Consider the following 26429-nt stretch of genomic DNA (forward strand, 5'->3'; position numbering starts at 1 on the left):
CACCTGCTCCTGTGCCGCGGCACTCATTGTCATCAGCCCAAAGATCAGGGCCAAACTTCGCATCTAATATGCCGTCCGGGGCGGTTGCCCCAGTTCTGACCTGATCTTGTTCTCGGTATGTGGATTGTTCTGATAGGGCGGCAGCCCCACCGCCGCCAGCTCGTCATTCTCCACCCCGCCGGTCTTATTGCCGCTCCAAGTCCCGTTCTGCGCCTGCTCGCAATGCACCAACTCATGCCCCAGCCCCACCGCCGGCGGTCGCGTCATATAGGGTTTCGTGCCATCGCCGATCTGGGTCTTATCCGGGTTATAGTTCAGTGTGCTGCCCGAGCCCGTCCCCGGCGTGCCGTCAGGCTTCAAATTCGCTCCCGGTCCGGTGCCGTTGACGCTGTTGCCGCCGGTGCTGGCCACGATCTTCACCGGACCCTTGCCCGGCGCGTTCAGGCTGTTCAGCAGGTCATGCCCGGTGGGCGTGCTGTCCAGCCGCTTTAAATCCAGCACCACGGCATCGCGGTAGGCTTTGGTGCCGACGATGGTGATGTTGGGGCCGACATGGGTGACAGTGGTACCATCCGCCAACACCTCTTCCCAGATGTTCAGCGCGCCGGGTTCCCCCGGAGCAGGCGTCGCCACGATGCCGATCAGGACGGTGGGCAGGCCGAGGATGATCGCGCCGCCCTTCATCGTCGGGTCGAACTGCCGTGCTACGGGCAGGCTGCCGATCAGAACGGTGGGCGAGCCGAAGGCGATTGGGTCGAGCGAGGGGATCGGCACCAAGGCGGGGATGAGGCAGGCGCAGAGGTCGGTCATCCGCGCTGCGGGCAGTCCGCCCACCAGCACCGTCACCATCGCGGGCGGGATGATCGGCAACGGCGCCCCCAGACACATCGGGCAGGTGTGCATGTCCGTCACGCGGGCTGCGGGAAATCCGACCATGGCAAAGCCTTTGAGAATACAATGAAGGAAGGCTAGGCCGCTGCCCGCGATGTGTCAAGAAATCGCTGGGGGTGCGAGGGGTTCCGGGGCCGGTCCCAACTCGGGACCTTTTTTATGTGTTTTATATCAAGGGGATGGGGTGGTGATGTTAAGGGATTTTTAAGGTTTGGAGGGATTTGGCGCTATTTCTCGCTCTTCCTTGTTCTCTCCCAAGCGCGAGTTACACCACCTTTCTTTTTACTCTTCCACTTGCCCGATTGGTTCTCAAACAAATCGGTACTTGCCTGCCTGCCCCCGGTAGGCGCGATACCGCACCAGCCCAGTCAGGCGCGCCCCGATTTCTGATGCGTTGGGTTCTGGCACAACGCCCCTTGCTCAACGGCTTGCAGCCTTATGAGCAATGAACCGGAAAACTCTGCCCCGCAGAGTTTTCTTTCGGTTCGGTAGCAAGAAGGGTGGCTACTCCTGCACCCCAACCGCCGCTTCTTCGCCCTTGGCGGCCTCAATCGCGCGCCATTTGGTGACGTTTTCGTTGTGCTGGGCGAGGGTCTCGGCGAAGGCGTGGCCGCCGGAGCCGTCGGCGACGAAGTAAAGATAGGGTGTGGTGTCGGGGTTCAGGGCGGCCTCGATGCTCAGGCGGCCCGGATTGGCGATCGGGGTCGGCGGCAGGCCGTCGATGACATAGGTGTTCCAAGGGGTGCTACGTTTCAGCTCGGATTGGCGCAGGCCACGGCCCAACACGCCCTCACCTTTGGTGACGCCATAGATCACCGTCGGGTCGGTTTGCAGCTTCATGCCCTTGGCCAGACGGTTGATGAACACGGAAGCCACCTGTTTACGCTCTGTAGGGATGCCGGTTTCTTTCTCGACAATCGAAGCCATCACCAAGGCTTCTTCCGGGGTTTTATAGGGCAGGCCTTCGGCGCGGGTGGCCCACAACTCGGCCAGAGTTGTGGCTTGGCGGGCTTCCATATCGGCAACCAGTGTGGCGCGGTCAAAGCCCTTTTCGACCTCGTAGCTGTCGGGCGAGAGCGTGCCTTCGGCGGGCAGTTTGTCGATGGTGCCCTCAAGGAAATCGGCACGTTTCAGCGCATCGACGACCTGCCACGCGGTCACGCCCTCGGCCAGCGTGATGCGCCAGCGGATGTCGGGGGCCTGTGCGGCATCCAGATAAGCGGTGGGGGCGGCATCCTTGGCGGGGTCGAATTTCGCGACTTCGACATAGCGGTTGGTGGCGGGGTCAAGCTCGCGCAGGATGACTTCGGCGGTGGCGACCGAGATGCGGAAGTTGACTTCACGGCCACAGGTGGATTGGCCGCCTGCGGTCAGGGCGGTCAGCACATCGCCCATCGAGGATTGGGGTTGCAGCAGATAGCTGCCGAATTTCAGATCGTTCGCAGCTTGCGCATAGTCGGCGCCGATGCGGAAGATGCGGGCGTCGCTGACGGCGCCTTCGGCCTCCAGCCCCCGGCTGACTTGCGCAAGGCTCGCGCCCTTATCGACCTTGAAGCAGATGGCTTGGGTCAGCGGACCCGGCCCGGTGAAGGCTTGTCGCCCCCAAGCGATCAGCCCGAAGGCGAGGATCAACACCACGATGAACAACGTCAGCGCGTTGGAGGCGACAGAGCGCCACATCAGTGGACGACCTTGCCAATGACCAAGCTGGCGTTGGTGCCGCCAAAGCCGAAGGAGTTCGAGAGTGCCACGTTGATCTCGCGCTTGACGGCTTTGTTCGGGGCGAGGTCAAGTTTTGAGGCGATTGCCGGGGTGTCGAGGTTGATGGTGGGCGGGGCGATTTGATCGCGGATGGCCAGCACACAGAAGATCGCCTCTACCGCGCCCGCAGCGCCCAGAAGGTGGCCGATGGAGGATTTGGTGGAGGACATTGTGGCTTTGCTGGCGGCATCGCCCATCATGCGTTCGACCGCACCAAGTTCGATGGTGTCGGCCATGGTCGAGGTGCCGTGGGCGTTGATGTAGTCGATGGCCGAGGGTTCCAGGTTGGCGCGTTTCAGGGCCATTTTCATGCTGCGGAAGCCGCCTTCGCCATCTTCCGACGGCGCGGTGATGTGGTGGGCGTCGCCGGACATACCGTAGCCAAGGACTTCGGCGTAGATTTTGGCACCGCGGGCTTTGGCGTGTTCGTATTCTTCCAGCACCACTACACCCGCGCCTTCGCCCATCACAAAGCCGTCGCGGTCGGCGTCATAGGGGCGGCTGGCTTTGGTTGGATCGTCAGCGCGTTTGGTCGAGAGCGCCTTGCAGGCGTTGAAACCGGCGATGCCGATCTCGGAAATCGGCGCTTCGGCACCGCCTGCCAGCATCACATCGGCGTCGCCCCATTGGATCAGACGCGCGGCGTCGCCGATGGCGTGGGCTCCGGTCGAACAGGCGGTGACAACCGCGTGGTTCGGGCCTTTGAAGCCGAAACGGATCGAGACTTGGCCAGAGATCAGGTTGATCAGGCTGCCGGGAATGAAGAACGGCGAGACGCGGCGGGCGCCTTTTTCTTTGATCAAGACGGCGGTTTCGGCGATCGATGTCAGACCCCCGATGCCGGAACCGATCATCACACCGGTGCGCTCGCGGTCTTCATCGGTGGCAGGTTCCCAACCACTGTCGCGCACGGCTTGCACGGCGGCGGTCATGCCGTAGAGGATGAAATCATCGACCTTGCGGCGGTCTTTCGGCTCCATCCAGTGATCGGGGTTGAAGGTGCCATCGGTGCCGTCGCCATAGGGGATCTCGCAGGCGTATTGCGTCACCACACCCGAGGGATCAAAGCGGGTGATCGGCCCTGCCCCGGATTGACCAGCGAGCAGTCGGCTCCATGTTTCCTCGACACCGCAAGCCAGCGGCGTGACCATTCCCAGACCCGTAATAACAACCCGACGCATCTATATCCCTCGCAATGGTTTTCCGCCTGATACACGGCCCAAAGCCTGCGCGCAACTTAAGCCGCACCCCGGTGGCAATCGGGCAGCAACACGCCGCCACCGCACAATTTGACCACGCCAGCGGAAAGTCGCTTGACCGTGCAGTTGCAGCAATGATAATGAATGAACGTTCATTCCATTAGATGCGATGCCCTGATGCTGCAAACCACCGAAACACCTGCCGATGCACGCGTGGCCGAGATTTTGGCCGCAGCCCGGCAGGCTTTTGCCGAAAAAGGCTTTGACGGCGCCTCGATGCAAGACCTTGCCCGCGCGGCAGGGATGAGTGTTGGCAATTTCTACCGCTACTTCCCGTCGAAAGCTGCCATCGTACAGGCGTTGATTGCGCTTGATCTTGAGGAAATGGCCCGAGACTTCGAACCGGTTTTCGCCTCGGATGACCCGATTGCAGCGATGCGGCAACAGGTGCGCGTGAAACTGGTCGAGCACCAATGCAACCATGATGGCGCGCTGTGGGCCGAAATCACCGCAACCGCGCTGCGCAAGCCCGAGATTGGCATCGCCTGCGGCCATATGGAAACCACGATCGCTGACTATTTGATGCAGGCTTTTGCCGCAGCCACGGGTCTGAGCCTAGAGCAATCCCGCGCGCGGTTTGCGGCCCATGCGGCCTTGATCGTGCTGTTGGTGAAATCTTCGGCGATGATGCCGCAGAAAGACGAGACCCTGCGCAATGATCTTAACGCGCTGATCCTGCGTATCATTGATCAAACACTTGATGAAGTTGCCGCCAGCGGCGCGAAAGGCTGACCCATGATGACCTCCCGTTTTGTATTTGCGCTTATTGCCGTGCAAGCCGTCACGGCCCCCCCGATGCGGGCCGAAAGCGCTGAAGCCGCAACGCCTGAGTCCCCTGCAACCACCGCGCAAGTGCTGCCCGCGATCACGGTCTCGGCGGTGGAGATCCGGCACCTGCGCGATGTGGTGCTGGCCTCGGGGCTGGTGGCCCCGCAGGAAACCATTCAAGTGGCCCCCTTGATTGAGGGCCAACCGATTGAAGCTTTGCTTGCCGATGTCGGCGATAAAGTCACCGCAGGGCAAGCGCTGGCGCGGCTGTCAACCTCGACGCTTGATCTGCAAAAGGCCCAGCTTGCGGCATCCTTGGCCGCCGCCAAGGCCCAGATCGCCCAAGCGCAAGCGCAGGTGATCGCGGCGAACTCATCCGCCGCTGAGGCGCAGCGCACTTCTGACAGGACCACGAAACTGAAAGCCCAAGGCTCGGCCAGCCAAGCCGCGGCAGATACCGCCCTTGCTGGCTCGGTCTCGGCGCAAGCGCAGGTTTCGGTTGCGGTGCAATCCCTTGAGGCCGCAAAGGCGCAGCAAACTTTGGTTGAAGCACAACTGGCAAATGTCGATCTGCAACTGGCGCGCACCGAAGTCACCGCCCCTTTCGCAGGAGAGATCACCGCGCGCAATGCGCAACTGGGCGCGATTGCGTCGGCTGCTGGTCAGCCGATGTTCACCCTGATCCGCGATGGGGCGCTGGAATTGCGCGCAGATGTCGCCGAGGGCGATCTGACCCGTCTGGAGAAGGGGCAAACCGCTGATCTGCTGCTGGTGGGCATGGCGAAACCTTTGACCGGCAAAATCTCTTTGGTCGAGCCGAGCATTGACGCTGTCACCCGGTTGGGCCGGGTGCGGATTGCGATTGATGACGCAGCCGCCGTGCGCTCCGGCATGTATGTTGAGGCCAGCATTCTGGTGCATGAAGGCGACAGTGCTGCGGTGCCGATCACGGCGGTGAAATCGTCGGGCGGCAAAACTTCGGTGATGCTGGTGGAAGGCGCTGTGGTGTCACAGCGCATGATCACCGCGGGCGTGCGCGATGGCGGATGGATCGAAGTGCTGGACGGTCTGAAGATTGGCGACGACGTGGTGACCAAGGCGGGCGCGTTTGTGCGCGACGGCGATCATATCAACCCGGTGGTGGCTGCGGCCGCCGATACCAACTGAGGGCTTGGCGCATGAATATCTCGGCATGGGCAATCCGCAATCCGCTGGCCCCGATCCTCGCGTTCTTCATCTTGATGGTGCTGGGCTGGCAATCGTTTAACGCGCTGCCAATCACAAGGTTTCCAAATATCGACGTGCCGGTGATCGCCGTCACCGTCACCCAAGGCGGCACAGCGCCCGCCGAGATGGAAACTCAAGTGACCAAGATCATCGAGGATGCGGTGGCAGGCATAACTGGGGTGAAAAACATCACCTCGACAGTTGTTGATGGCCAATCGACCTCGGCCGTCGAATTCCGTATCGAAGTGCCAACCGACAAAGCCTTGCAGGATGTGAAAGACGCGGTGGACCGGGTGCGCGGCAAGCTGCCCGCCGCCGTGGACACCCCGAAGATCACCAAGATTGACGTTGAAGGCAACGCGATCATGACCTTTGCCGTTTCCGCCCCTGACATGACCATCGAGGAAGTCTCGTGGTTTGTCGATGACGTGGTGGTGCGCGGGCTTCAGGGCCGCCCCGGTGTGGGCCGGATTGACCGCTTTGGCGGCGCGGATCGGGAAATTCTGGTGGCGCTGGACCCGGTCAAGCTGAACAGCTTTGGCATCTCGGCGGCGGCAGTCAATGCCCAGATCCGCGCGACCAACACCAACCTTGGCTCGGGCCGTTCGGAAATCGGTTCGGGTGAACAGGCGATCCGCACCTTGGGCGATGCCGGCACCGTGCAGGGGCTGGCGGGCACCACGATTGCGCTGCCCTCGGGGCGGCATGTGCGGCTGGCCGATCTGGGCGATGTGCAAGACAGCTATAAAGAATTGCGCAGCTTCTCGCGGTTGAATGGCGAGCAAGTGGTGACCTTCTCGGTGTTCCGCGCCAAGGGGGCGTCGGAAGTTTCGGTGGCAGAAACCGTCAACCAGACGCTGGACCAAATCCGTGCGGATCATCCGAATGTCGGCGTCAAGCTGGTCGATGAAACGGTGTTCTACACCTATGGCAACTACGAATCCGCACTCAGCACTTTGTTTGAGGGCGCTTTGCTTGCAGTGCTGGTGGTGCTGGCGTTCCTACGCAACTGGCGCGCGACGCTGATCACCGCTGTGGCGCTGCCGCTGTCTGCGGTGCCGACGTTCTGGGCGATGGATATGCTGGGGTTCTCGCTGAATCTGGTGTCGTTCTTGGCGGTGACCTTGGCGACCGGCATTCTGGTGGACGATGCGATTGTGGAAATCGAGAATATCGCCCGGCATATTCGGATGGGCAAAACCCCCTACCGCGCCGCGATTGAGGCCGCCGATGAGATCGGTTTGGCCGTGATGGCGACCACCGCCACCATCATCGCGGTGTTCGTGCCAGTGTCGTTCATGGGCGGCATACCGGGGCAATATTTCCGACAATTCGGCCTGACGGTGGCGATTGCCGTGGCGTTCTCGCTGCTGGTCGCCCGCCTGATCACCCCAATGATGGCGGCCTATCTGATGAGCGCCAAGGATGCCAATGCGGGCCACCACGAAGGTGCGCAAGACGGCTGGTTCATGCGCAACTATCTGCGGCTGGTGGCAGCGACCACCCAAGGCGGGTTGCCGTTGCCGATGCTTCCGAAAGACCGCGGCGGCAAGTTCCGCCGTATTCCGTCCTATTACTTCACCATGCTGACGGCGATTGGTGTGCTGATCGTGTCGATCTATTTCATGGTGCAGGTACCGGGCTCGTTCCTGCCCCCTGAAGACGTCAGCCGGATCTCAATCTCGGTCGAACTGCCACCGGGCTCGACCTTGGCGGAAACCGATAAAACCACCGCCGAAATCCGTGACCACATCAAGGATGTGCCATGGGTCGAGAACGTGTTTGTGATCGGTGGTGCGTCGCCGAAAGGGGATCTTGACGTGAGGCGGGCTTCGGTGACGGTGACTTTGGTGAAACTCGATCAAAGCCTGCTGTTGAAGCTATCACAACTGGGGCGGCGGATTCCCGTGCTGGGGCTGCTGGTGCCCGAAGTGGAAAACCATGGCCGCACGGTGCCGCAAAACGTCATTGAGGCCGAGATTTTCGACAGCCTCGCCAGCGTCCCCGATATCCGCGCCTTCAAACTGAATGACCGCGGCGAGCGCGACATTGCCTATTCGATTCTGGCAAGCTCCGAGGCCGATCTGAACACCGCCACATCGGCGCTGGAATCCGCGCTGCGCGCCGAGCCTTTGCTCGCCGAGGTCAGCTCGGAAGGCGCTTTGCCGCGCCCCGAAGTACAAATCACCCCACGCGCCGAAGAAGCCGCGCGTCTCGGGATAACCACGCAAGACATCGCGACCACAGTGCGGGTGGCGACGATTGGTGATCTGGATGTGTCGCTGGCCAACCTTGCCATCGACAACCGCCTGATCCCGATCCGGGTGCAACTGGCCAATGCGTCACGCGAAGATTTGAACCTCATCGCGGCCACCAAACTGACCACCAACACTGGCGCGACGGTGCCATTGTCTGCGGTGGCCGATATCGTGATCGGCGAAGGCCCTTCGGTGGTGAAACGGCTGAATCGCCAACGTCAGGCAACGATTGGTGCATCGCTGCCCGTCGGCGTGGCGCTGGGCACGGCCAGCACGCGGCTGGCCGAGATCGTCAAGGCCACCAAACTTCCCGCTGGCGTGGTGGTGAAGGAATCCGCCGATGCCGAGGTGCAGACCGAATTGTTCGCCAGCTTTGGCAAGGCGATGCTGATGGGGCTGATGCTGGTGCTGACCGTGCTGATCCTGCTGTTCAAATCGGTGATCCAGCCGTTCACCATCCTGCTGTCGCTGCCCTTGGCGATTGGCGGCGTGGCAGCGGCACTGATCCTGACCAATTCGGCTTTGTCGATGCCGGTGCTGATTGGGATATTGATGCTGATGGGGATCGTGACCAAAAACGCGATCCTGCTGGTGGATTTTGTCATCGAGATGCGCAAACAGGGGCTTGGCCGCTTGGCCGCGATCATCGAGGCTGGGCATAAACGGGCGCAGCCGATCGTGATGACCTCAATCGCGATGTCGGCGGGGATGCTGCCCTCGGCTTTAGGTGTGGGCGAAGGTGGGGCGTTCCGCGCGCCAATGGCCACAGCCGTTATCGGCGGCATCATCGTCTCCACCGTGCTTAGCCTCGTGGTGGTGCCGTCGTTCTACCTGATCATGGACGATCTCTCCCGCCTGATCGCCCGGGCGTTCCGGGGCATCATCAGCCCGAAAGAGGTGGAATATGAACCCGCCTCGCCCGAAGTGCTGGAATCCCGGATTGCAGCGCTGGAAGCCGAGAAAAACGACAAACCACTGCAGCGGATGCCGGGGCTGGCAGCAGAGTGACCTAGAACCAGCGGCGGTCTTGGGTGGCATCGAGCCACCACGCGACCGCGGCTGCCGCTGTCTGGTTTTAAGCTGCGCTTTGGCTATCAACGACGGAGCCTCCGGCGGGAGTATTTCAAAAAGAGCAACGATAGAGAACCGCGGTCTTTTGACGGCCCGTCACAAATGCAGTGATCTTATGCGTTGCTCTTTTTGAAATACTCCCGCCAGAGGCTTCGACATTTCCGCAATGCTGCCCGCGTTGGGCGCAACTGCGCCAGCCGGGTGAGGGTGCCTCGATGGCAGCCGAGACCGTACTGAGTTGCGGTCAAAACAAACACCCGAACAACAAAAAAGCACCCCGCAGGGTGCCTTTCCGTTTGATCTGAAAATGCGATCAGGCAGCGGAGGAGATGAACTTCACCGCGTCGCCGAAGGTCTGAATGGTTTCAGCCGCATCATCCGGGATCTCGATGCCGAATTCTTCTTCAAACGCCATGACCAGTTCGACGGTGTCGAGGCTGTCTGCGCCCAGATCATCAATGAACGAGGCGGTCTCGGTCACTTTTTCCGCTTCGACGCCCAAATGCTCGACGACGATCTTCTTCACACGATCAGCGATGTCGCTCATGTTCTTTCCTCATATCGTTTAGGGGTCGCCCCCGGTCTTTTGCCTGCCCGTTGCCGGGCGCTCTTTCCTGCATCGGCAGGCACCATAACCGAAGCTAATGGCGTATTCTTGCGCGCCTATAGCAAGGGTGCGCGCATTAGGCAAACGGTTTCAAACCGCCCTCGCCCCGCTTATGACATATCGCCGCCGCCGTTGATATGTAGTGTCGTTCCGGTGATATAGGCGGCCTCTTGTGATGCCAAATACAGCACACCTGCAGCGACTTCCTGCGGCTTGCCCATCCGGCCTGCGGGGACGCCGACGAGGATCTTCGCCCGCTGCTCGTCGTTCAGCTTTTCGGTCATCGGCGTCTCGATCAGACCCGGTGCCACACAGTTCACCGTGATGTTGCGGCTGGCGACTTCCTGCGCGAGGGATTTAGACATAGCGAGGGTGCCTGCTTTGGCTGCGGCATAGTTCGCCTGCCCCGGATTGCCGGAATGACCGACGACTGAGGTGATGTTGATAATGCGGCCCCAGCGCGCCTTCATCATGCCGCGCAACGCACCCCGCATCAGCCGGAAGGTGGCGGTCAGGTTGACGTCAATCACCGCCTGCCATTCGTCATCTGACATCCGCATGAACAGGTTGTCGCGGGTGATGCCGGCGTTGTTGACCAGAATATCAACGCTGCCCAGTGCGGCGGTTGCCTGCTTGACCAGCTCATCCACCGCCGCAAGGTCGCTTAGGTTGCATGGCAGCACATGCGCACGGTCGCCGAGTTCAGCAGCCAGCGCCTGCAAGGGTTCCAGCCGTGTACCAGAAAGCCCCACGGTGGCACCTGCCGCATAGAGGGTGCGGGCGATCTCGCCGCCGATGCCACCCGAAGCGCCCGTCACAAGCGCTGTCTTTCCTGTCAGATCAAACATGTTCTGTCCTCTCAAAAGCAGCACCTGCACGGCCCCGCCGTTTATCCAAATCGCAGCGGTTTCAGAACCAGACCACGATTTTTCTCAAAAATCGTCCGGCTAGCCCTTGGCGGCCAGCACATCTTCCGGCGTGCCCACCGCGCGGGTCGCAGACCCAATTGACGTGCGCTTGATCATGCCCGACAGGGCTTTGCCTGCGCCGATCTCCCAGAACTCGGTCACGCCTGCGCCTTCCATCCACAGCACCGACTCGCGCCAGCGCACCGAGCCTGTGACTTGGGCCACCAGCAAAGCCCGGATGCGGTCGGGCTCAGTCACGGCTTCGGCGCGGACGTTCACCACAACGGGGATCTTCGGCGCATGAATAACCACGCCCGCGAGAGCTTCGTTCATCACGGCGGCGGCAGGCTGCATCAAGGTGCAATGAAACGGGGCGCTCACCGGCAACAGCAGGGCGCGCTTGGCACCTTTGACCTTGGCGATCTCCAAAGCCCGTTCAACAGCGCCACGGTGGCCCGACACCACCACCTGCCCCGGATCATTGTCGTTGGCGGCTTGGCAGACCTCGCCTTGCGCGGCTTCCGCAGCGACTTCGGTGGCGGCAGCGAAATCGAGGCCCAAGAGTGCTGCCATTGCACCGACGCCAACCGGAACCGCCTCTTGCATCGCCTGTCCGCGAATCCTGAGCAGACGCGCGGTGTCAGAGAGATCAAGCGCACCGACGGCACAGAGTGCGGAATATTCGCCCAATGAATGCCCCGCCACGAAAGACGCCGTCTCAATGCCGATGCCTTCGCTTTCCAGCGCGCGCAAAGCGGCGATAGACGTGGCCATCAGCGCTGGCTGGGCGTTCTTTGTCAGGGTCAACTCTTCAATCGTCCCCTCCCAGATCAGGCTGGACAGCTTTTCCCCCAAAGCCGCATCAACCTCATCAAACACAGCCTTGGCGGCTGGATAAGCCTCGGCCAAGGCGCGGCCCATGCCGATGGTCTGGGCGCCCTGCCCCGGAAATACGAATGCGCGGCTCATCTGGCCCTCCCTTATTCTTACCTTTGGCTTACCCTGCGAAAACCAATCGTGCAACGCCCTGCCGCTTAGCGCCCGATCTTGACAGCGCCGCCCCGCCCGGCCCAGATGACGTCATGACACCGACAACCCGCAAAATCCTCTATGCTGTCAGCTTTGAGAGCCTTGGCGTCGCCGTGGCCACCCTTGGCCTGCTGGCGATGTCCGAGGCCAATGCAACGCAGTCCGTGATCCTGTCCGTCCTCACCGCCACCATAGCGATGGGCTGGAGCATGGGGTTCAACGCGCTGTTTGAGGCATGGGAGGCACGCCAAAGCCAAAAAGGCCGCAGCCTGACCCGGCGTTCGGTCCATGCGCTGCTGTTTGAGGGCGGTCTTGTGATCCTGGTGCTGCCGATCATGGCGTGGTGGCTTCAGGTCGATCTGTGGACCGCGCTGAAATATGAGGCCGGATTGATCCTGCTGTTCATCATCTACACGTATATTTTCACCTGGAGCTTCGACCGGATTTTTGGCTTGCCGCACTCAGCACGCTAGGTAATTTTGTCGTGCGTGCCTGGTCAGGCGCGGCCAGATTGGTGTACGGCCAAATCCGCCAATAAAAGAAGGTGATTTCACCTTGCCTGATTGCTTGCATCCCCAGACAATCCCGCTATAAGCCCCCAATCTTTCCGCAATTCCACGTAACGGCGCAGGCTCTCGTGGACGGGCCGCGGAAAGTGTTTGCCCGTCCTATGAAATGCGCCACATAGACAGATCGGAGTTAACATGCCGCTTTACGAGCATGTGATGATCGCGCGTCAGGACTTGTCCACCGCGCAGGCTGAAAGCCTCATCGAACACTTCTCCACGGTTCTGGCCGACAACGGCGGTAAAGTTGTCGAGCATGAATATTGGGGCGTCAAGACGATGGCCTACAAGATCAACAAAAACCGCAAGGGCCACTACGCCTTGCTGAAAACCGATGCACCCGCTTCGGCAGTTCTGGAAATGGAACGCCTGATGCGCCTGCACGATGACGTCATGCGTCTGCTGACCATTAGGGTTGACAAGCACACAGACGGCCCGTCGGTTCAGATGCAAAAGCGTGACGAGCGCGAGCGCGGAGATCGCCCCGAGGGTGGTTTCGGTGGTGAGCGTCGTGAGCGTCCTTCGTTCGGCGACCGTCCTGACCGCGGTGGTGACCGTGGCGAGCGTCCGTCGTTCGGCGGCCCGCGTCGTTGATCCCCAGCCTCAGGAAAGGAGCCTAAATCATGGCGAACAAACCGTTTTTCCGCCGCCGCAAGGTCTGCCCGTTCTCGGGCGACAATGCTCCGGCAATTGACTACAAAGACACGCGCCTGCTGCAACGCTATGTATCTGAGCGTGGCAAGATCGTGCCGTCCCGTATCACCGCAGTTTCGGCGAAGAAGCAGCGCGAATTGGCTCAGGCCATCAAGCGCGCACGTTTCCTTGCTCTGCTGCCCTATGCTGTGAAGTGAGGGTTTAATCATGCAAGTTATCCTGCTTCAACGCGTGGCCAAGCTTGGCCAAATGGGCGAAGTCGTCAACGTCAAGGACGGCTACGCGCGCAACTTCCTGCTGCCGCAAGGCAAAGCGCTTCGCGCAAACAACGGCAACATTGCCCAGTTTGAAGTGAAGAAAGCTCAGCTGGAACTCACCAACCTGGAAACCCGCAAAGAAGCCGAAGCTGTCGGCGAAAAGCTGGATGGCCAGACCTTCGTGATCATCCGTTCGGCCTCCGATTCGGGCGCCTTGTATGGTTCGGTTACCACCCGTGACGCGGCAGATGCTGCGATTGCAGATGGTTTCACCGTCAACCGCGCTCAGATCGTGCTGGATCGTCCGATCAAAGAGCTTGGCGTGCACACTGTCTCAGTAATCCTGCACCCTGAAGTCAGCGTGAAGTTCAGCTTGAACGTCGCACGTTCGGTTGAAGAAGCCACTTTGCAAGCTTCGGGCAAGTCGATCCAAGAACTCGCAGCCGAGGCAGAAGCCGAAGCCGATTTCGAAATCGCCAACCTGTTCTCCGAAATGGGCGCAGCCCAAGACGGCGAAGACCTGACCCGCGACTAAGTTGGTTAAGGTTTGCAATTTGAAACCGCGCGCCGGCAACTGCGCGCGGTTTTTCATTGTGCGCCGCAGAGACGACGTCCATGCCAGCTGAAACCGATTTCAACATCGAGCCGCCGCCCGCTTTTGATCAAAGCATGTCGCAAACTGGAAAGCCCAAGCGATAGCCCGGCTTTAGCCTGCCCGGATGGCACGCAAAACCACCAGCCTGGGCATTATTTACCTGATCGCCGGAATCTCGGTGTTTTCGGTGCAAGACCTGATTCTAAAGCTGATTTCCGGTGGCTATCCTTTGTATCAGGCGATGCTGATCCGGGGTTTCACCTCGATCCCGTTCCTGCTGGCCTTCGCGCATTTTGACGGCGGCATTCGCACCCTGTTCACGCCGGGCGCGTCAAAGATGATCCTGCGCGGGCTGGTGATGTTTCTGGCCTATTTCAGCTTTTACATCGCGCTTGCGGGCCTGCCGTTGCCGACCACCGTGGCGCTTTACTATTCCGCGCCCCTATTCATCACCGTGCTGTCCGTGCTGTTCCTCTCCGAGAAGGTCAGCGCCGCCGCTTGGGCCGCTGTGCTGACCGGATTCCTCGGCGTGATCATCATGGTGCGCCCCGGATCGGACTTGTTCGATTGGGCGGCGCTGCTGCCGATCCTGTCAGGGCTGACCTACGGCATCTCGATGATCAGCGCCCGCAAGATGGGCGACACCCAGACTGCCGCCGCTTTGGCGTTCTGGGGCAACGCGGTGTTCCTCATCTGCGCCGGTCTGATGGCTTTGTATTACCACGACGGCAGCCACATCGTCACCAGCCACCCCAGCCTTGCGTTCCTCACCCGGGGCTGGATCACCCCCACCGCGCATGATCTGATGCTGATGATGACCTGCGGAGTCATTGCCGCCGTGGGCCTGTGGTTGCTGACCCAAGCCTATCGCATCGCGGCGGCGTCAGTGGTGGCCCCGTTCGAATATCTTGGCCTGATCTGGAGCGTTCTGTGGGGCTGGCTGTTCTGGCGCGACTGGCCTGATGCCCAAGGCTGGCTGGGCATCGGCATCATCGCAGGCGCAGGGCTGTTCGTGCTGTTGCAAGAACGCCGCAGATCACCCCAACGCGCCAAAGCGGTCGTGTAGCGCGCCCGCATGAGCGGCCAGCTTGGCGGATTTCGCCCACTGATCCAGCAAATCCTCCCAACGCATCGGCACGAAGCTGACGGTATCGCCCGCCACCAGTTTGGCAAACTGCGCGACTTCCCGGCGGTGCAAAGCGATGCGCTTTGGGTCAACCGGTTTGCCCGAAGCCCAAGTCGCAGGTTCGGCATACAAATACACCAACACGCCGCCCACGGCCCGCTTCTCGGCCCGCGTCAGAATTGCATAGGCTGATTTGATCAGTTGCACGGCATCCAAGGTCTGAAACCCGGCCTCGCCCGCCACCATGTCATCGCGCAGTTTGGTGAAGCGCGGCAGCTTTTCGCCCCAGACCGGGCGGTCAAAAACCTCGGCAAAGCCATTCGCCTTCATCGGGCGAAATGGCTCATAGCGCCGCGCCTCAATGCCAATCAGCGTGGTGTGGGTTTCAATCGACACATCCAGCCAAGGGTGCCGCCCGCCGGTCCATGGAAACCGCATCTCGGATTCCAATGTGACGCTTGCCACCTGCCCCGCCGGCACCCCCGGCAACGGCGGCAGATCCTGCGCCCGGTTCAGAAACCAGCCAAACGCGTTGGCGGTCAAAGCGCTGGAGGATTCTGGCCCATCCATCTTGCCGGTATTCACCTCATGCCCCGGTGAGCGCTTGAGGCACTCCAGGATGCCGTCTACGGGCAGATCGGGCAGGAATTCGGGCATCATGGTCTCCGGTTCAGAAAGAAAAGGGCCGCCCCAATGGAGCGGCCCCATATTACTAGCAGAAGTCTGAGATTACATCTCGTCCAAAGCTTCGATGAACTTTTGCAGTTCTTCTTTGCTGACTTCTTTCTCGGTCACTTTGGCCCCAGCCACGATGTGATCGACAACTTTGTCTTCGAAGATCGGCGCGCGCAGCTGTTGCTGCATGTTCGGGTTCTTTTGCACGAACTCGAAATACTGCCGCTCTTGGCCCGGATATTGCCGCGCCTGCGCCAATACCGCTTGGGTCATTTCAGCATCCGACACGGTGACTTCGGCTTTACGACCGATTTCAGCCAGCACCAGACCCAGACGCACGCGACGCTCGGCCAGTTTCTTGTGCTCGTCGGTGGTCTCAACCGAGCCGTGGTTGTGATCATGCACCTCGGGGTTTTCTTCGTGCCACAGCTGATGCGCAATCTGATTGGCTTCGGCCTCGACCAAAGCCGGCGGCAGATCGAACTTCACCAGACCGTCGAGTTGATCCAGCAGCGAACGCTTCAGCACCGCGCGCGACGCACCTTTGTATTCGGCTTCCAAACGCTCAGAGATCTGACCCTTCAGGGCAGCCAGATCTTCAGCGCCGAATTTTTTCGCCAACTCATCGTCCAGCTCAGCCGCTTTGGCTTCGCGCACGACTTTCACGGTGCAAGCAAACAGCGCTTCTTTGCCCGCCAGGTGCGCGGCACCATATTCTGCGGGGAAGGTCACGGTGACGGTGACATCTTCGCCAGCCTTGGCGCCGACCAACTGTTCTTCAAAGCCCGGAATGAACGAGTTCGAGCCCAGAACCAGCGGGTAATCTTCGCCCGCGCCGCCCTCAAACGCCACGCCATCGACCGCACCTTTGAAGTCGATCACCACCTGATCGCCCGATTTGGCCTTTTTGGCCTTCGGTTTGTCTTCAAAGTTCTGCGCCGTGGCAGCCAAGTTCTTCAACGCTTCCTCAACCGAAGCTTCATCGGCTTTCACCGACAAACGGTCCAAAGCAATTTTGCTTGCATCAAACTCCGGGATCGGCGGCAGGGCCTCATAGGCCATCTCGACGACAACGTCCTGACCTTCTTTCCAAGTCTCGCCACCGACCATTTTCACGTCGGGCTGCAAGGCCGGGCGGTCGCCGGTTGCCTCAAAATGCGACTTCATCGCGCCATCAATGGCGTCCTGCATGGCATCGCCCATCAGGCGCTGACCGAACTGCTTTTTCAGGATCGCCAACGGCACTTTGCCCTTGCGGAACCCCTTGATTTCGACCTCGGGCTGCGCCTCGAGCAATTTTTCCTGAACTTTGGCTTCCAGCTCGGCGGCGGACACCGTGATGGTGTAGGCGCGCTTCAAGCCGTCTTTCAGGGTTTCGGTGACCTGCATGTGTCCGTCCTTCTCATCAAGCTTTGGTGCGGGTAGAGGGACTTGAACCCCCACGCCTTGCGGCGCCAGAACCTAAATCTGGTGCGTCTGCCAATTTCGCCATACCCGCGTATGTCAACAAAGCGCAGATTCCGGCCAGATGGCCGAAAGTGCGCCCTGAAATCCGCGTCCTTCTAACAAAGCCGCGCGAGGGAAGCGAGAGGAAAAGTGAAACTCTGATTTGCAGCGAAATTCCCTGAAAAGTCAGGGCGGCACCGCAATCTCGCCCCATTTAGCGGTAAGTTTGGGCCAACGCTGATGCGCCGGAGGATTGCAAATGACCATCCATGCCAAAGTGACCGCCGCCAAGTCCAACGCCGGGCTTGATGATGGTCTGGCGATCGGCACTTCGGTGCTGAGTTTGGACGGTATGTTGCCCGTCGAATATCTGCACCCCGGCGACAGCGTGATCACCCGCACCGGCGCACGTAAGCTTGTGGCGATTGAGATAAGCGTCGTGGAAAATGCCCGTGTGATCCGCATCTCTGCAGGCGTGCTGGGCAAGGATCGCCCCGCAGACGATATGATCGTCACCCCAAATCAGCCCATCCTGATCCGCGACTGGCGCGCGCAAGCCCTGACCGGGGCCAAGGTTGCGTTGATCCCAGCCGCCCGTCTGGTTGATGGCGAATACATCCGCGCCGAGGTGCTGCCAGAGTTGCGGCTTTACACCCTGCGCTTTGATGAAGATGTGGTGATCTATGCAGGCGATTTGGAACTGGTCTGCACAAGCGCAACCGTCACCGCCTGATCGGAATTTGCGCGAATTCCGTTCCCGATTTTCGCGCTGAAATCGCCCTGCGACCCTGTTCGCACTAAACCCCCAAAGCCCGCAACACCTTCGGCAATTCCTCGGGCAGGTCCTCGGCAATCAACCCCAGCCCAAAGCTGCGCGCACATTCAACATGCAGCCAAGCCGCCGTCTCTGCCGCCTGCATCGGTTGAAACCCGCGTGCGAGAAGCCCAGTGATAAACCCCGCCAGCACATCTCCCGACCCAGCCGTGGCGAGCCAAGGGGCTGCCCGATCATACACCGCCGCGTTGATTGAGCAGCGGCCATCGGGTGCCGCGATCACCGTATCCGCCCCCTTATAGAGCACCACACATCCCGCCCGCGCCGCAGCCTCGCGGGTGGCATCCACCTTGGAATAGGCCGGACCCTTGACTGCCGGAGCAGCCAGCTTCGCCGCAATATCCGGGAACAACCGCGCAAACTCGCCCGTATGCGGCGTCAGCACACACCCCTCATGCAGCAGTGCAAACAACCGCGCATCCCTTGAGATCAAAGTCAAAGCATCCGCATCCAGCACCAGCCGCAATCCCTGCGCCGCGCCTAGCTTGACCCGGAGCCTCGAGGTTTCCAACGCCACCTTCACCAACTCTGCCGCAGCTTCGTCCAACCCCATCCCCGGCCCCAGACAAAGCGCATTGATCCGCACATCCGCCAAAACCTCCGCCAACCCCGCCGCATCGGCCACAGGCTTCAGCATCACAGCATCCAACCGCGCTGCATTCTCGGCCATCGCCCCCCGCGGCGAGGCCACCGTCACCAGCCCCGCCCCAATCCGCAAAGCCGCCCGCGCCGCCATCCGTGCAGCCCCGGCATGGCCGTGATCGCCCGAGACGATCAGGGCATGGCCGTGGGAGAATTTGTGTCCAACACGTTTCATCAAAGACCTAGGCCAAGGAATATCAGCCTGCGTCAGTTTTGCCAACGACTTGACAGGGCCAAGACCAATATCAGCAACGTGTAGTTTGCCGCACATTTCGGGACCCTTTGCCAGCAACTGACCGACTTTCAAACAGTGAAACGTCACCGTCAAACTGGCTTGCGCCGCAAAGAAACGCGGATCGTGATCTTCTTCCTCTGCTGTACAATGCTCGGTTGGGTCGTTCAGCCTTAGAATCCTTCCGCTGTCGGCACAGACGCCAGAGGGCATGTCGATGGCCACCAGATGCGTCAGCGGCCCACCGTCCATCCAAAGATCATCGAGATTGACGAGCAGCATCACAAGGCCGCTATTTTCAGTCGATTCTATTGAGCGGCTCAGCCCGATCCCGAACAACGCATCAATCACAAAGCATGGAGATGTCTTGTCTGAACGCGCAAAATCGAAAATCCGCTGCTCTTGCTCCAGATTCATCGGCACACTTAGCAGTCCAACTTGCCCCACCTCCAACCACCGCTCATAATTCACCCGCGCATCCGGCGGCAGCTTCCCAGCATCGCCATAGAGATACACCTCCACCGCCCAGCCCCGCCCCGCCAACAACCGCGCCACCACAAACCCGTCGCCGCCATTGTTCCCCGGCCCGCACAGCACCACCGCGCGCTGCGAGGTCAACGCCATCTCCGGCCATTCCGACAGCAACGCGGCCACCACCCCGGCCCCGGCCCTCTCCATCAGCTCCAGCCCGGTCACGGCCCCCGAGGCAATCGCCGCCGCCTCAATCGCTCGCATCTGCGCCGCCGTCAGCACTTCGCTCATTTTTCAGCCCTTATGTTCACAAACCGCCCACGTATCACGCATATTGCCCAAATTTTAATCACCGCCACAATTTTCCGAACCCAACGGCGCCTTCGATATTCCTACAGAATTGAAGCCCCCGCAGGGAAGTGATCACTACCGATAGGACCAAATTTTGCGTGTAGACAGACTTGGGGAGCAGGCGATGAAGAAAATCGAGGCAATCATCAAACCGTTCAAACTGGACGAGGTGAAGGAAGCCCTTCAGGAAGCCGGTATTCAGGGCCTGTCGGTCACCGAAGTCAAAGGCTTTGGCCGTCAAAAGGGCCACACCGAACTTTATCGCGGCGCGGAATATGTCGTCGATTTCCTGCCGAAAGTGAAAATCGAAGTCGTGCTGACCGATGATATGGTCGATATCGCCATCGCCGCCATCATTGCAGCCGCCCGCACCGACAAGATCGGCGACGGCAAGATTTTCGTAAGCCCTGTCGAGCAGGCCATCCGCATCCGTACTGGTGAGACTGGCGACGACGCCATTTAACCCCGGCGCGATCTGAACAACCAAAACCCGGCAGGCCAACCCTTGCCACCCACTTTCAACCCGAAACCCCGAAAGGCAGCATGATGAGCGCAGTTGCGAAAGCTCTGAAACTGATCAAGGACGAGGAAATCGAGTATCTCGATATCCGCTTCACCGATCCCAAAGGCAAACTTCAGCACGTCACCTTGGTCACCGACCTTGTCGACGAAGACTTCTTTGAGGAAGGCTTCATGTTCGACGGCTCGTCAATTGCGGGCTGGAAGTCGATTGATCAATCCGACATGAAACTGATGCCGGATGCGACCTCGATCTATATCGACCCGTTCTATGCCGAAAAGACCCTGTGCATCCATTGCGACGTGGTCGAGCCCGACACCAACGAGGCCTATGATCGTTGCCCACGCCAGATCGCCAAGAAAGCCGAAGCTTTCATGAAGTCGTCGGGCATCGGTGAGACCGCCTACTTCGGTCCCGAAGCTGAATTCTTCATCTTCGACGACGTGCGCTACTCGGTGACGCCACGCAAGGTTTCCTATGAAATCGACGCCGAGGCGGCCGCTTGGAACACCGACACCGTGACCGAAGGCGGCAACTATGGCCACCGTGCGGGCCATAAGGGCGGATATTTCCCGGTCAATCCAGTGGACGAAGCGCAAGATCTGCGCGGCGAGATGCTGTCGACCATGAAGCGCATCGGCATCCGTGTCGACAAGCACCACCACGAAGTGGCGACCTGTCAGCACGAACTTGGCATGATCTTCGGTGGTCTGGTCGAGCAAGCCGACAACATCCAGAAGTATAAGTATGTGATCCACAACGTGGCACATGCTTATGGCAAGACTGTCACCTTCATGCCAAAGCCTATGAAGGGCGACAACGGCTCGGGGATGCACGTCAACATGTCGATCTGGAAGGACGGCAAGCCGTTGTTCGCGGGCGACAAATACGCAGACCTCAGCCAAGAGGCCCTGTGGTTCATTGGCGGCATCATCAAACATGCCAAAGCCTTGAACGCGCTGACCAACCCGTCAACCAACAGCTACAAACGCCTGATCCCCGGCTTTGAAGCCCCGGTTCTGCTGGCATACTCTGCCCGCAACCGCTCGGGTGCGGTCCGTATTCCGTGGACTGAATCGCCGAAAGCCAAACGTGTCGAAGCCCGTTTCCCCGATCCGGCAGCCAACCCCTATCTGGCCTTCGCGGGCCTGTTGATGGCTGGCCTTGATGGCATCCGCAACAAGATCGACCCGGGCCCCGCTTCGGACAAAGATCTTTATGATCTGCCGCCCGAAGAACTCGCCGTGATCCCGACCGTTTGCGGTAGCTTGCGTGAGGCTCTGGAAGAACTTGACAAGGATATGGATTTCCTTCTCGCCGGTGATGTGTTCACCCGTCCGATGCTGGAAGCCTATATGGGTCTGAAGTGGGAAGAGGTTTACGCCTACGAACATACGCCGCACCCGATCGAGTATCAGATGTATTACTCCTGCTAAGCCCAAAGGGCGACAGCACGCAAAGGCCGCCCCCTCGGGCGGCCTTTCGCATTTCAGGGGTAATCGTGGACAATCCTGCCCGGAAATCCCGAATAGCAATTAAGGCGGAAACAGCACTCAACTTCTGGTTAATAACATGTAAACGCCACAATACCTTCTAGATGCAGGCATAATCTGCGGGCAACACTATGCAACCACCGATGGAGGTCTCGCGATGAAGGTTCATTCCGACATACAGTTCAGTACGATTGCCGAGTTGTTGTTTTTACAATCGCCCAACCTGAACTTTGCCCGCTTGGTGGCAGATCTGGATGCTGTGCTGGTGCGGTTCCACGATAAGGATCGCCAGCTGGCGTGGGATTGCGAAGATCTGGCAAGTTTCGATATGCCGGGCACAAGGATTGTGCTGGCGATGGCGGAAAACCCGCGCCCCGGGGTGGCTGCGTCTTTGACGCTGGCCGTGGGGCCCTCGCATCTGCCGCCCCGGTTGAACGCAGCCCCCAAGCGGCGGCATCCAGCGGTGCGCCACGAGGCTTTGTGTTCTCGGCTGGTGGAACGCGTGCAGGCGCGGCTGAAGCCGGATGCGGTGTTCTGGCATGAATGTGATCATCCGGTGACCGCCGAGGTGATCGATTCTCTGGCCTATGCGCAGCCGAAATCCAGCCAGCGCGCCGACCCCGATCATCCGATCTTCGGCCTGCTGGACGACGGCAATATCGACGCGGTGTATCAGCGCGGCTTCCAGCCCAGCAATGACCGCCCGGATATCCCCTTGCCGCGCGATCCCGAACTGTCGCGGTTGCGGATGGCACTTTACCCCACCGAAGAGGAGGCGCCGCCGCCCTATCTGATCTCACCGCAAATGCGGCTTGCCGCCCATACGATGAACGCCACCCTGATCATGGTGGCACTGCCAGTGGGGGCGGCGATGCTGACCTATTCGGTGCTGCGCGGCGAGAATATGCGGCTGACCTCGGCGGCACTGGTGGCAACAGGGATCGCCTCACAGCTGTTGCAGGGCCCGGTGATCTCGGCCTTGATGGGCTGACGCCTAGTTGGCGTGCTGCATCACACCCAATGCGCTCAGGGCCGCAAGGTCGCTGGGCGCGAGGCTGTGCAGTGGCACCTGATAGGTGTGGATGCTGAACAGCACTGCTTCGGTTTGCGGCAAGCGCAGCAAGCACTGCCGTTCTGCCCGCATAAAAGCCCCAACGCGTGCCGTCGGATGCCGATCCGCCTCATGCCGTGGATGAAACAGTTCTGGGCTTTCATAGAGGTGAAAGTTCATCCGCCACAGTGGCTGCTCGGGCCTTATCGCATCAAACAACCGCTGCACCCGGCGCGCCAGATCCTCGGTGTAACTCTCCACCGGAATATGGATCCCCAACATCGAGCGCCCTAGCTTCTCGGCCAGGGTCCAACTTGCCGGAAAGCACAACACCGCCGCCGTCAACGCATGTTCCGCGCCGACCCGCTGCATCAGGCAAAGATCCTCTTGCACCAGCCGCCCCAAAGTCAGCAGCGGCGCCGCGCGGTCCAAGCCGACCCGCATACCATCCGGCCGCAGCACCGACTCCGCGCCAACCTCAAACCCCGCCGTGCCGCGCAGCTTGTCCAACACCCGGTCGTACAACTCCAAAGCCGCAGGCAAAGCCGCCTCGGGCAAAGCATGTACCAGATCCGGGCAGGTCGCGATTAACCGATCCCGCTCCGCCATCTGCGCGCCATAAGCATCGCAAACCGCAATCCAACTGTCATCCGTGATCGGCTGAATCCCCGGCAGCCGCAGATTGCGCGGATCAAGCCAAGGGTGCAGCGGCAGTTTTGCGTTCAATATCGGCATCGGCCAAACCTAGCCGCGCGGCAGTGATAAACGCAAGCCCCAGCCATTTGCGACAACCCACGTCGCGCCCAGCAAAGCCCAAGCCCCGCCACCTGCCACCTTCCGCAAAGCCAGTCCTGCTTTGGAGAGCCCGATGTCTTACGCCGAAACCCGCCGCAAAATTGACCCTGCGCGCGGCGACCGCTTGGGCGACGGCACCCCGAATGACAATGATCGGGTGGAAATCGGCCCGACCCAACTGGCTTTTGGTGAATGGGCCAGGGCGGGCCTACAGCTGCCCAACCTGCAAAACATGCGCGAATTCCGCTGGAAACGCCTTGTCGCCAGCTTGAATGCCCGCGACTACGGCGGCATCCTGATGTTTGACCCGCTCAACATCCGCTACGCCACCGACACCACCAACATGCAACTCTGGAACAGCCACAACCCGTTCCGCGCCTGCCTGATCTGCGCGGATGGTCATATGGTGATGTGGGAATACAAACAGGCGCCATTCTTGGTGAATTTCAACCCCTTGGTGAAAGAACTCCGCTCCGGTGCCTCGTTCTTCTACAACGTCTGCGGCGATAAGGTGGCCGAGGATGCCACCAGCTTTGCCGCCCAAGTCAACGAGGTGATGCGCGCCCATGTCGGCAGCAACCGCCGCCTTGCTGTCGATAAAATCATGATCAACGGCTTGCGCGCTTTGGAACGCGCGGGCTTTGAAGTGATGGAGGGTGAAGAAGTCACCGAGCGCACCCGCGCGATCAAGGGCCCTGATGAGATCCTCGCGATGAAATGCGCCCATCATGCCTGTGAATCCGCCATAGCCGAGATGGAGATCGTCACCCGTACCGGCGTCCCACTGGGGCATATGTCGGAAGATGATATCTGGGCCGAACTGCATAAGGGCAATATCCGCCGTGGCGGCGAATGGATCGAAACCCGCCTGCTCGCCTCAGGGCCCCGCACCAATCCGTGGTTCCAAGAATGTGGCCCTCGCATCGTGTCTAACAATGAAATCGTGGCGTTTGACACCGATCTTATCGGCTCTTACGGCATTTGCATCGACATTTCCCGCACATGGTGGGTCGGCGACCAACGCCCCACCAACGCGATGATTTCCGCCATGGGCCATGCGATGGACCATATCCACGAAAATATGCAGCTGCTGAAACCCGGCGTCACCATTCGCGAGTTGACCCACGGCGGGCATAAGTTGGACGATCAATACCAGCGCCAGAAATACTCCTGCAAAATGCACGGCGTCGGTCTATGTGATGAATGGCCCTTCGTGCCCTACCCCGACGCCCATGTCGACGGCGCGTTCGAAGTGGCCCTGGAGCCCGGCATGACGCTGTGTGTCGAGGCCTTGGTGTCCCCCGAGGGCGGCGATTTCTCGATCAAGCTGGAAGATCAGGTGCTGATCACCGAAACGGGATTTGAGAACCTGACGAAATACCCGTTCGATGCCGCTCTGATGGGGCAGGCCTGAAGCGGCGGGTTGACGGCGCTGTTGATGCCTCCGGCGGGAGTATTTTTGCCAAGATGAATGTGCGGAACGGCAATCACTTCACATTGGCCAAATACTTCCGCCGGAGGCGCTTTCTTGCCCTGTTAACACGACCTAAAGCCTAGTCCGCCACAAGCCCCGCGCTGTATGGATGCCATCGCAGAACAGCTGGTTTTCATCGCTCAGGGCGCGATAGCACCCAGCGTTTCGCTGCCCTCTGCCGCGATAAACGTGACAGCAGTCCCCTGCACTGCCACAGCGTAACAGGCCCAAATGTCAGAGGGCGGCCACAGACCGAGCAAGAGAGATCGCCGCGCAACGTCCAATGGCCAAGACTGTCGCGGCCCTTGGTACAGATCGTCTGACCGTCCGGCTTGAAATCCTGCCGTGCGCCATCGGCATAAACCACCACCCGGCCACTCAACACCGCCGTGATCTCGGCACCGTCCAGCGGCTGCCACTCTTGCGCCATGGCCAGTCCCGGCAACAACGCCAAACCCATCGCTGCATCCGGTCGCCCTTCCCCCTGCCCCATGCCTGCAGGTTCAGCCAATCATCGCCGTGCCGCCAGTCAATCCCAAGGCATCCGTGCCGCAGATGGAAGCCCCAAGTCGTGATTGATAGTGCGTGACAAGAAAAACCTAACGCCTTGATTTGCCACACGCCCCACCCGGCGCCACGCGTGGACATACACCCATTGCTTGCCCTTTGCCCCTCCCCGGTCTAAAGCGCCTTATCCCCTTATAAAGCTGCCCGGAGGCTCCGATGATCCCACGCTATTCCCGCCCCGAGATGGTCGCCCTCTGGTCGCCCGAAACCAAATTCCGCATCTGGTTTGAAATCGAGGCTCACGCCTGCGACGCCCTCGCCGCCATCGGGGTGATCCCGAAGGAAAGCGCCGCCGCCGTCTGGAAAGCCAAGGATGTCACCTTCGACGTGGCCCGGATTGATGAGATCGAAGCCGTCACCAAACATGACGTGATCGCCTTTCTGACCCACCTTGCCGAACATATTGGTGCCGAGGAAGCCCGCTTTGTCCACCAAGGCATGACTTCCTCGGACGTGCTCGACACCACCTTCAATTTGCAACTCGTCCGCGCCACCGATCTGCTGATGGTCGGCCTCGACCGGGTTCTCGCCGCCCTGAAAGCCCGCGCGTTTGAGCATAAAAACGCGGTCCGCATTGGCCGCAGCCACGGCATCCATGCCGAACCGACGACGTTCGGCGTCAAGCTGGCGCAGGCCTATGCCGAGTTCACGCGCTGCCGGCAGCGCCTGGTCAACGCGCGGGCCGAAATCGCCACCTGCGCCATCTCGGGAGCCGTCGGCAGCTTCGCCAATATCGACCCGCGCGTCGAGGAGCATGTGGCGGCAAAGCTCGGGCTCACCGTCGAGCCGGTGTCCACGCAAATCATCCCGCGCGACCGCCACGCGATGTTCTTTGCCACGCTCGGCGTCATCGCCTCGTCGATGGAGCGTCTTGCGACCGAAATCCGCCACCTGCAGCGC

25 protein-coding genes and 1 tRNA gene are annotated in these 26429 nt (G+C 60.4%); 14 read left to right on the plus strand and 12 right to left on the minus strand.

The features are described from left to right. Nucleotides 1-63: 63 nt before the first annotated feature. From Q7V03_RS06575 to fabF, 3 genes are all read right to left on the minus strand, one after another. The gene (locus Q7V03_RS06575) at nucleotides 64-936 is read right to left on the minus strand and encodes a M91 family zinc metallopeptidase (protein ID WP_370651081.1); all 873 of its coding nucleotides are present in this window, start codon (nucleotides 934-936) and stop codon (nucleotides 64-66) included. Nucleotides 937-1395: 459 nt separating this feature from the next. Beyond that, complete coding sequence (gene mltG / locus Q7V03_RS06585) at nucleotides 1396-2571, minus strand: endolytic transglycosylase MltG (protein WP_304924807.1); 1176 nt, start codon at nucleotides 2569-2571, stop codon at nucleotides 1396-1398. Then, complete coding sequence (gene fabF / locus Q7V03_RS06590) at nucleotides 2571-3833, minus strand: beta-ketoacyl-ACP synthase II (RefSeq protein WP_304924808.1); 1263 nt, start codon at nucleotides 3831-3833, stop codon at nucleotides 2571-2573. The genes mltG and fabF overlap by 1 nt, the downstream gene beginning before the upstream one ends. A gap of 162 nt (nucleotides 3834-3995) precedes the next feature. Between fabF and Q7V03_RS06595 the strand changes: the two genes are divergently transcribed. From Q7V03_RS06595 to Q7V03_RS06605, 3 genes are all read left to right on the plus strand, one after another. Then, nucleotides 3996-4643 (plus strand): TetR/AcrR family transcriptional regulator, encoded by a 648-nt coding sequence (locus Q7V03_RS06595; RefSeq protein WP_304924809.1) that lies wholly within the window; start codon nucleotides 3996-3998, stop codon nucleotides 4641-4643. A gap of 63 nt (nucleotides 4644-4706) precedes the next feature. After that, nucleotides 4707-5846, plus strand: a complete 1140-nt coding sequence (locus tag Q7V03_RS06600; RefSeq protein WP_370651082.1) for an efflux RND transporter periplasmic adaptor subunit — start codon at nucleotides 4707-4709, stop codon at nucleotides 5844-5846. An 11-nt stretch (nucleotides 5847-5857) separates the two neighbouring features. After that, nucleotides 5858-9172 carry an efflux RND transporter permease subunit gene (locus tag Q7V03_RS06605; RefSeq protein ID WP_304924811.1) on the plus strand — a complete coding sequence of 1105 codons (3315 nt, stop codon included), beginning with the start codon at nucleotides 5858-5860 and terminating at the stop codon, nucleotides 9170-9172. Between the two features lie 376 nt (nucleotides 9173-9548). Here the strand turns inward: Q7V03_RS06605 and Q7V03_RS06610 are convergent, their stop codons facing one another. From Q7V03_RS06610 to fabD, 3 genes are all read right to left on the minus strand, one after another. Then, nucleotides 9549-9782 (minus strand): acyl carrier protein, encoded by a 234-nt coding sequence (locus Q7V03_RS06610; RefSeq protein WP_054008607.1) that lies wholly within the window; start codon nucleotides 9780-9782, stop codon nucleotides 9549-9551. A gap of 170 nt (nucleotides 9783-9952) precedes the next feature. Continuing rightward, complete coding sequence (gene fabG / locus Q7V03_RS06615) at nucleotides 9953-10690, minus strand: 3-oxoacyl-[acyl-carrier-protein] reductase (protein ID WP_304924812.1); 738 nt, start codon at nucleotides 10688-10690, stop codon at nucleotides 9953-9955. Nucleotides 10691-10789: 99 nt separating this feature from the next. After that, nucleotides 10790-11719 carry an ACP S-malonyltransferase gene (gene fabD, locus Q7V03_RS06620; RefSeq protein WP_304924813.1) on the minus strand — a complete coding sequence of 310 codons (930 nt, stop codon included), beginning with the start codon at nucleotides 11717-11719 and terminating at the stop codon, nucleotides 10790-10792. A gap of 113 nt (nucleotides 11720-11832) precedes the next feature. Between fabD and Q7V03_RS06625 the strand changes: the two genes are divergently transcribed. The 5 genes from Q7V03_RS06625 to Q7V03_RS06645 all read left to right on the plus strand — a co-directional run bounded on the left by Q7V03_RS06625 (nucleotide 11833) and on the right by Q7V03_RS06645 (nucleotide 14917). Then, entirely contained in the window at nucleotides 11833-12252 is a 420-nt protein-coding gene (locus Q7V03_RS06625; protein ID WP_304924814.1) for a PACE efflux transporter, read from the plus strand. A gap of 231 nt (nucleotides 12253-12483) precedes the next feature. After that, a complete protein-coding gene (gene rpsF, locus Q7V03_RS06630; protein ID WP_304924815.1) occupies nucleotides 12484-12939 on the plus strand; it encodes a 30S ribosomal protein S6 in 456 nt (151 codons plus the stop codon). Nucleotides 12940-12968: 29 nt separating this feature from the next. After that, a complete protein-coding gene (gene rpsR / locus Q7V03_RS06635) occupies nucleotides 12969-13196 on the plus strand; it encodes a 30S ribosomal protein S18 (RefSeq protein WP_054008603.1) in 228 nt (75 codons plus the stop codon). Between the two features lie 10 nt (nucleotides 13197-13206). Continuing rightward, a complete protein-coding gene (rplI, locus tag Q7V03_RS06640; protein WP_304924816.1) occupies nucleotides 13207-13791 on the plus strand; it encodes a 50S ribosomal protein L9 in 585 nt (194 codons plus the stop codon). A gap of 184 nt (nucleotides 13792-13975) precedes the next feature. Continuing rightward, nucleotides 13976-14917: a DMT family transporter gene (locus tag Q7V03_RS06645; protein ID WP_304924817.1), complete on the plus strand. Its 942-nt coding sequence runs from the start codon at nucleotides 13976-13978 to the stop codon at nucleotides 14915-14917. Here the strand turns inward: Q7V03_RS06645 and Q7V03_RS06650 are convergent. From Q7V03_RS06650 to Q7V03_RS06660, 3 genes are all read right to left on the minus strand, one after another. After that, nucleotides 14888-15634 carry a hypothetical protein gene (locus tag Q7V03_RS06650; RefSeq protein ID WP_304924818.1) on the minus strand — a complete coding sequence of 249 codons (747 nt, stop codon included), beginning with the start codon at nucleotides 15632-15634 and terminating at the stop codon, nucleotides 14888-14890. The genes Q7V03_RS06645 and Q7V03_RS06650 overlap by 30 nt on opposite strands. 72 nt (nucleotides 15635-15706) lie before the next feature. Next, nucleotides 15707-17041 carry a trigger factor gene (gene tig, locus Q7V03_RS06655; protein WP_304924819.1) on the minus strand — a complete coding sequence of 445 codons (1335 nt, stop codon included), beginning with the start codon at nucleotides 17039-17041 and terminating at the stop codon, nucleotides 15707-15709. 24 nt (nucleotides 17042-17065) lie between these two features. Further along, nucleotides 17066-17150: transfer RNA gene (locus Q7V03_RS06660), tRNA-Leu, on the minus strand. 207 nt (nucleotides 17151-17357) lie between these two features. On the opposite strand from Q7V03_RS06660, the gene Q7V03_RS06665 reads away from it, so the two are divergent. Then, entirely contained in the window at nucleotides 17358-17831 is a 474-nt protein-coding gene (locus Q7V03_RS06665; protein WP_304924820.1) for a Hint domain-containing protein, read from the plus strand. Nucleotides 17832-17895: 64 nt separating this feature from the next. Here the strand turns inward: Q7V03_RS06665 and Q7V03_RS06670 are convergent, their stop codons facing one another. Beyond that, the gene (locus Q7V03_RS06670) at nucleotides 17896-19569 is read right to left on the minus strand and encodes an NAD(P)H-hydrate dehydratase (RefSeq protein WP_304924821.1); all 1674 of its coding nucleotides are present in this window, start codon (nucleotides 19567-19569) and stop codon (nucleotides 17896-17898) included. Nucleotides 19570-19753: 184 nt separating this feature from the next. Between Q7V03_RS06670 and Q7V03_RS06675 the strand changes: the two genes are divergently transcribed. From Q7V03_RS06675 to Q7V03_RS06685, 3 genes are all read left to right on the plus strand, one after another. Beyond that, a complete protein-coding gene (locus Q7V03_RS06675) occupies nucleotides 19754-20092 on the plus strand; it encodes a P-II family nitrogen regulator (protein ID WP_304924822.1) in 339 nt (112 codons plus the stop codon). A gap of 83 nt (nucleotides 20093-20175) precedes the next feature. After that, on the plus strand, nucleotides 20176-21585 hold the full coding sequence (gene glnA / locus Q7V03_RS06680) for a type I glutamate--ammonia ligase (RefSeq protein WP_304924823.1): 1410 nt from the start codon (nucleotides 20176-20178) through the stop codon (nucleotides 21583-21585). Nucleotides 21586-21799: 214 nt separating this feature from the next. After that, entirely contained in the window at nucleotides 21800-22633 is an 834-nt protein-coding gene (locus tag Q7V03_RS06685; protein ID WP_304924824.1) for a hypothetical protein, read from the plus strand. A 3-nt stretch (nucleotides 22634-22636) separates the two neighbouring features. Here Q7V03_RS06685 and Q7V03_RS06690 read toward each other — a convergent pair whose 3' ends face one another. After that, complete coding sequence (locus Q7V03_RS06690) at nucleotides 22637-23428, minus strand: DUF3445 domain-containing protein (RefSeq protein WP_304924825.1); 792 nt, start codon at nucleotides 23426-23428, stop codon at nucleotides 22637-22639. A gap of 133 nt (nucleotides 23429-23561) precedes the next feature. On the opposite strand from Q7V03_RS06690, the gene dddP reads away from it, so the two are divergent. Continuing rightward, entirely contained in the window at nucleotides 23562-24902 is a 1341-nt protein-coding gene (gene dddP, locus Q7V03_RS06695) for a dimethylsulfonioproprionate lyase DddP (protein WP_304924826.1), read from the plus strand. A 193-nt stretch (nucleotides 24903-25095) separates the two neighbouring features. Here the strand turns inward: dddP and Q7V03_RS06700 are convergent, their stop codons facing one another. Continuing rightward, entirely contained in the window at nucleotides 25096-25473 is a 378-nt protein-coding gene (locus Q7V03_RS06700) for a hypothetical protein (RefSeq protein ID WP_304924827.1), read from the minus strand. Nucleotides 25474-25685: 212 nt separating this feature from the next. Between Q7V03_RS06700 and Q7V03_RS06705 the strand changes: the two genes are divergently transcribed. Further along, on the plus strand, nucleotides 25686-26429 hold a 744-nt coding region (locus tag Q7V03_RS06705), incomplete at its 3' end, for a lyase family protein (RefSeq protein WP_304924828.1).

Source organism: Cypionkella sp. (assembly GCF_030652235.1).
GTDB lineage: Bacteria > Pseudomonadota > Alphaproteobacteria > Rhodobacterales > Rhodobacteraceae > Cypionkella.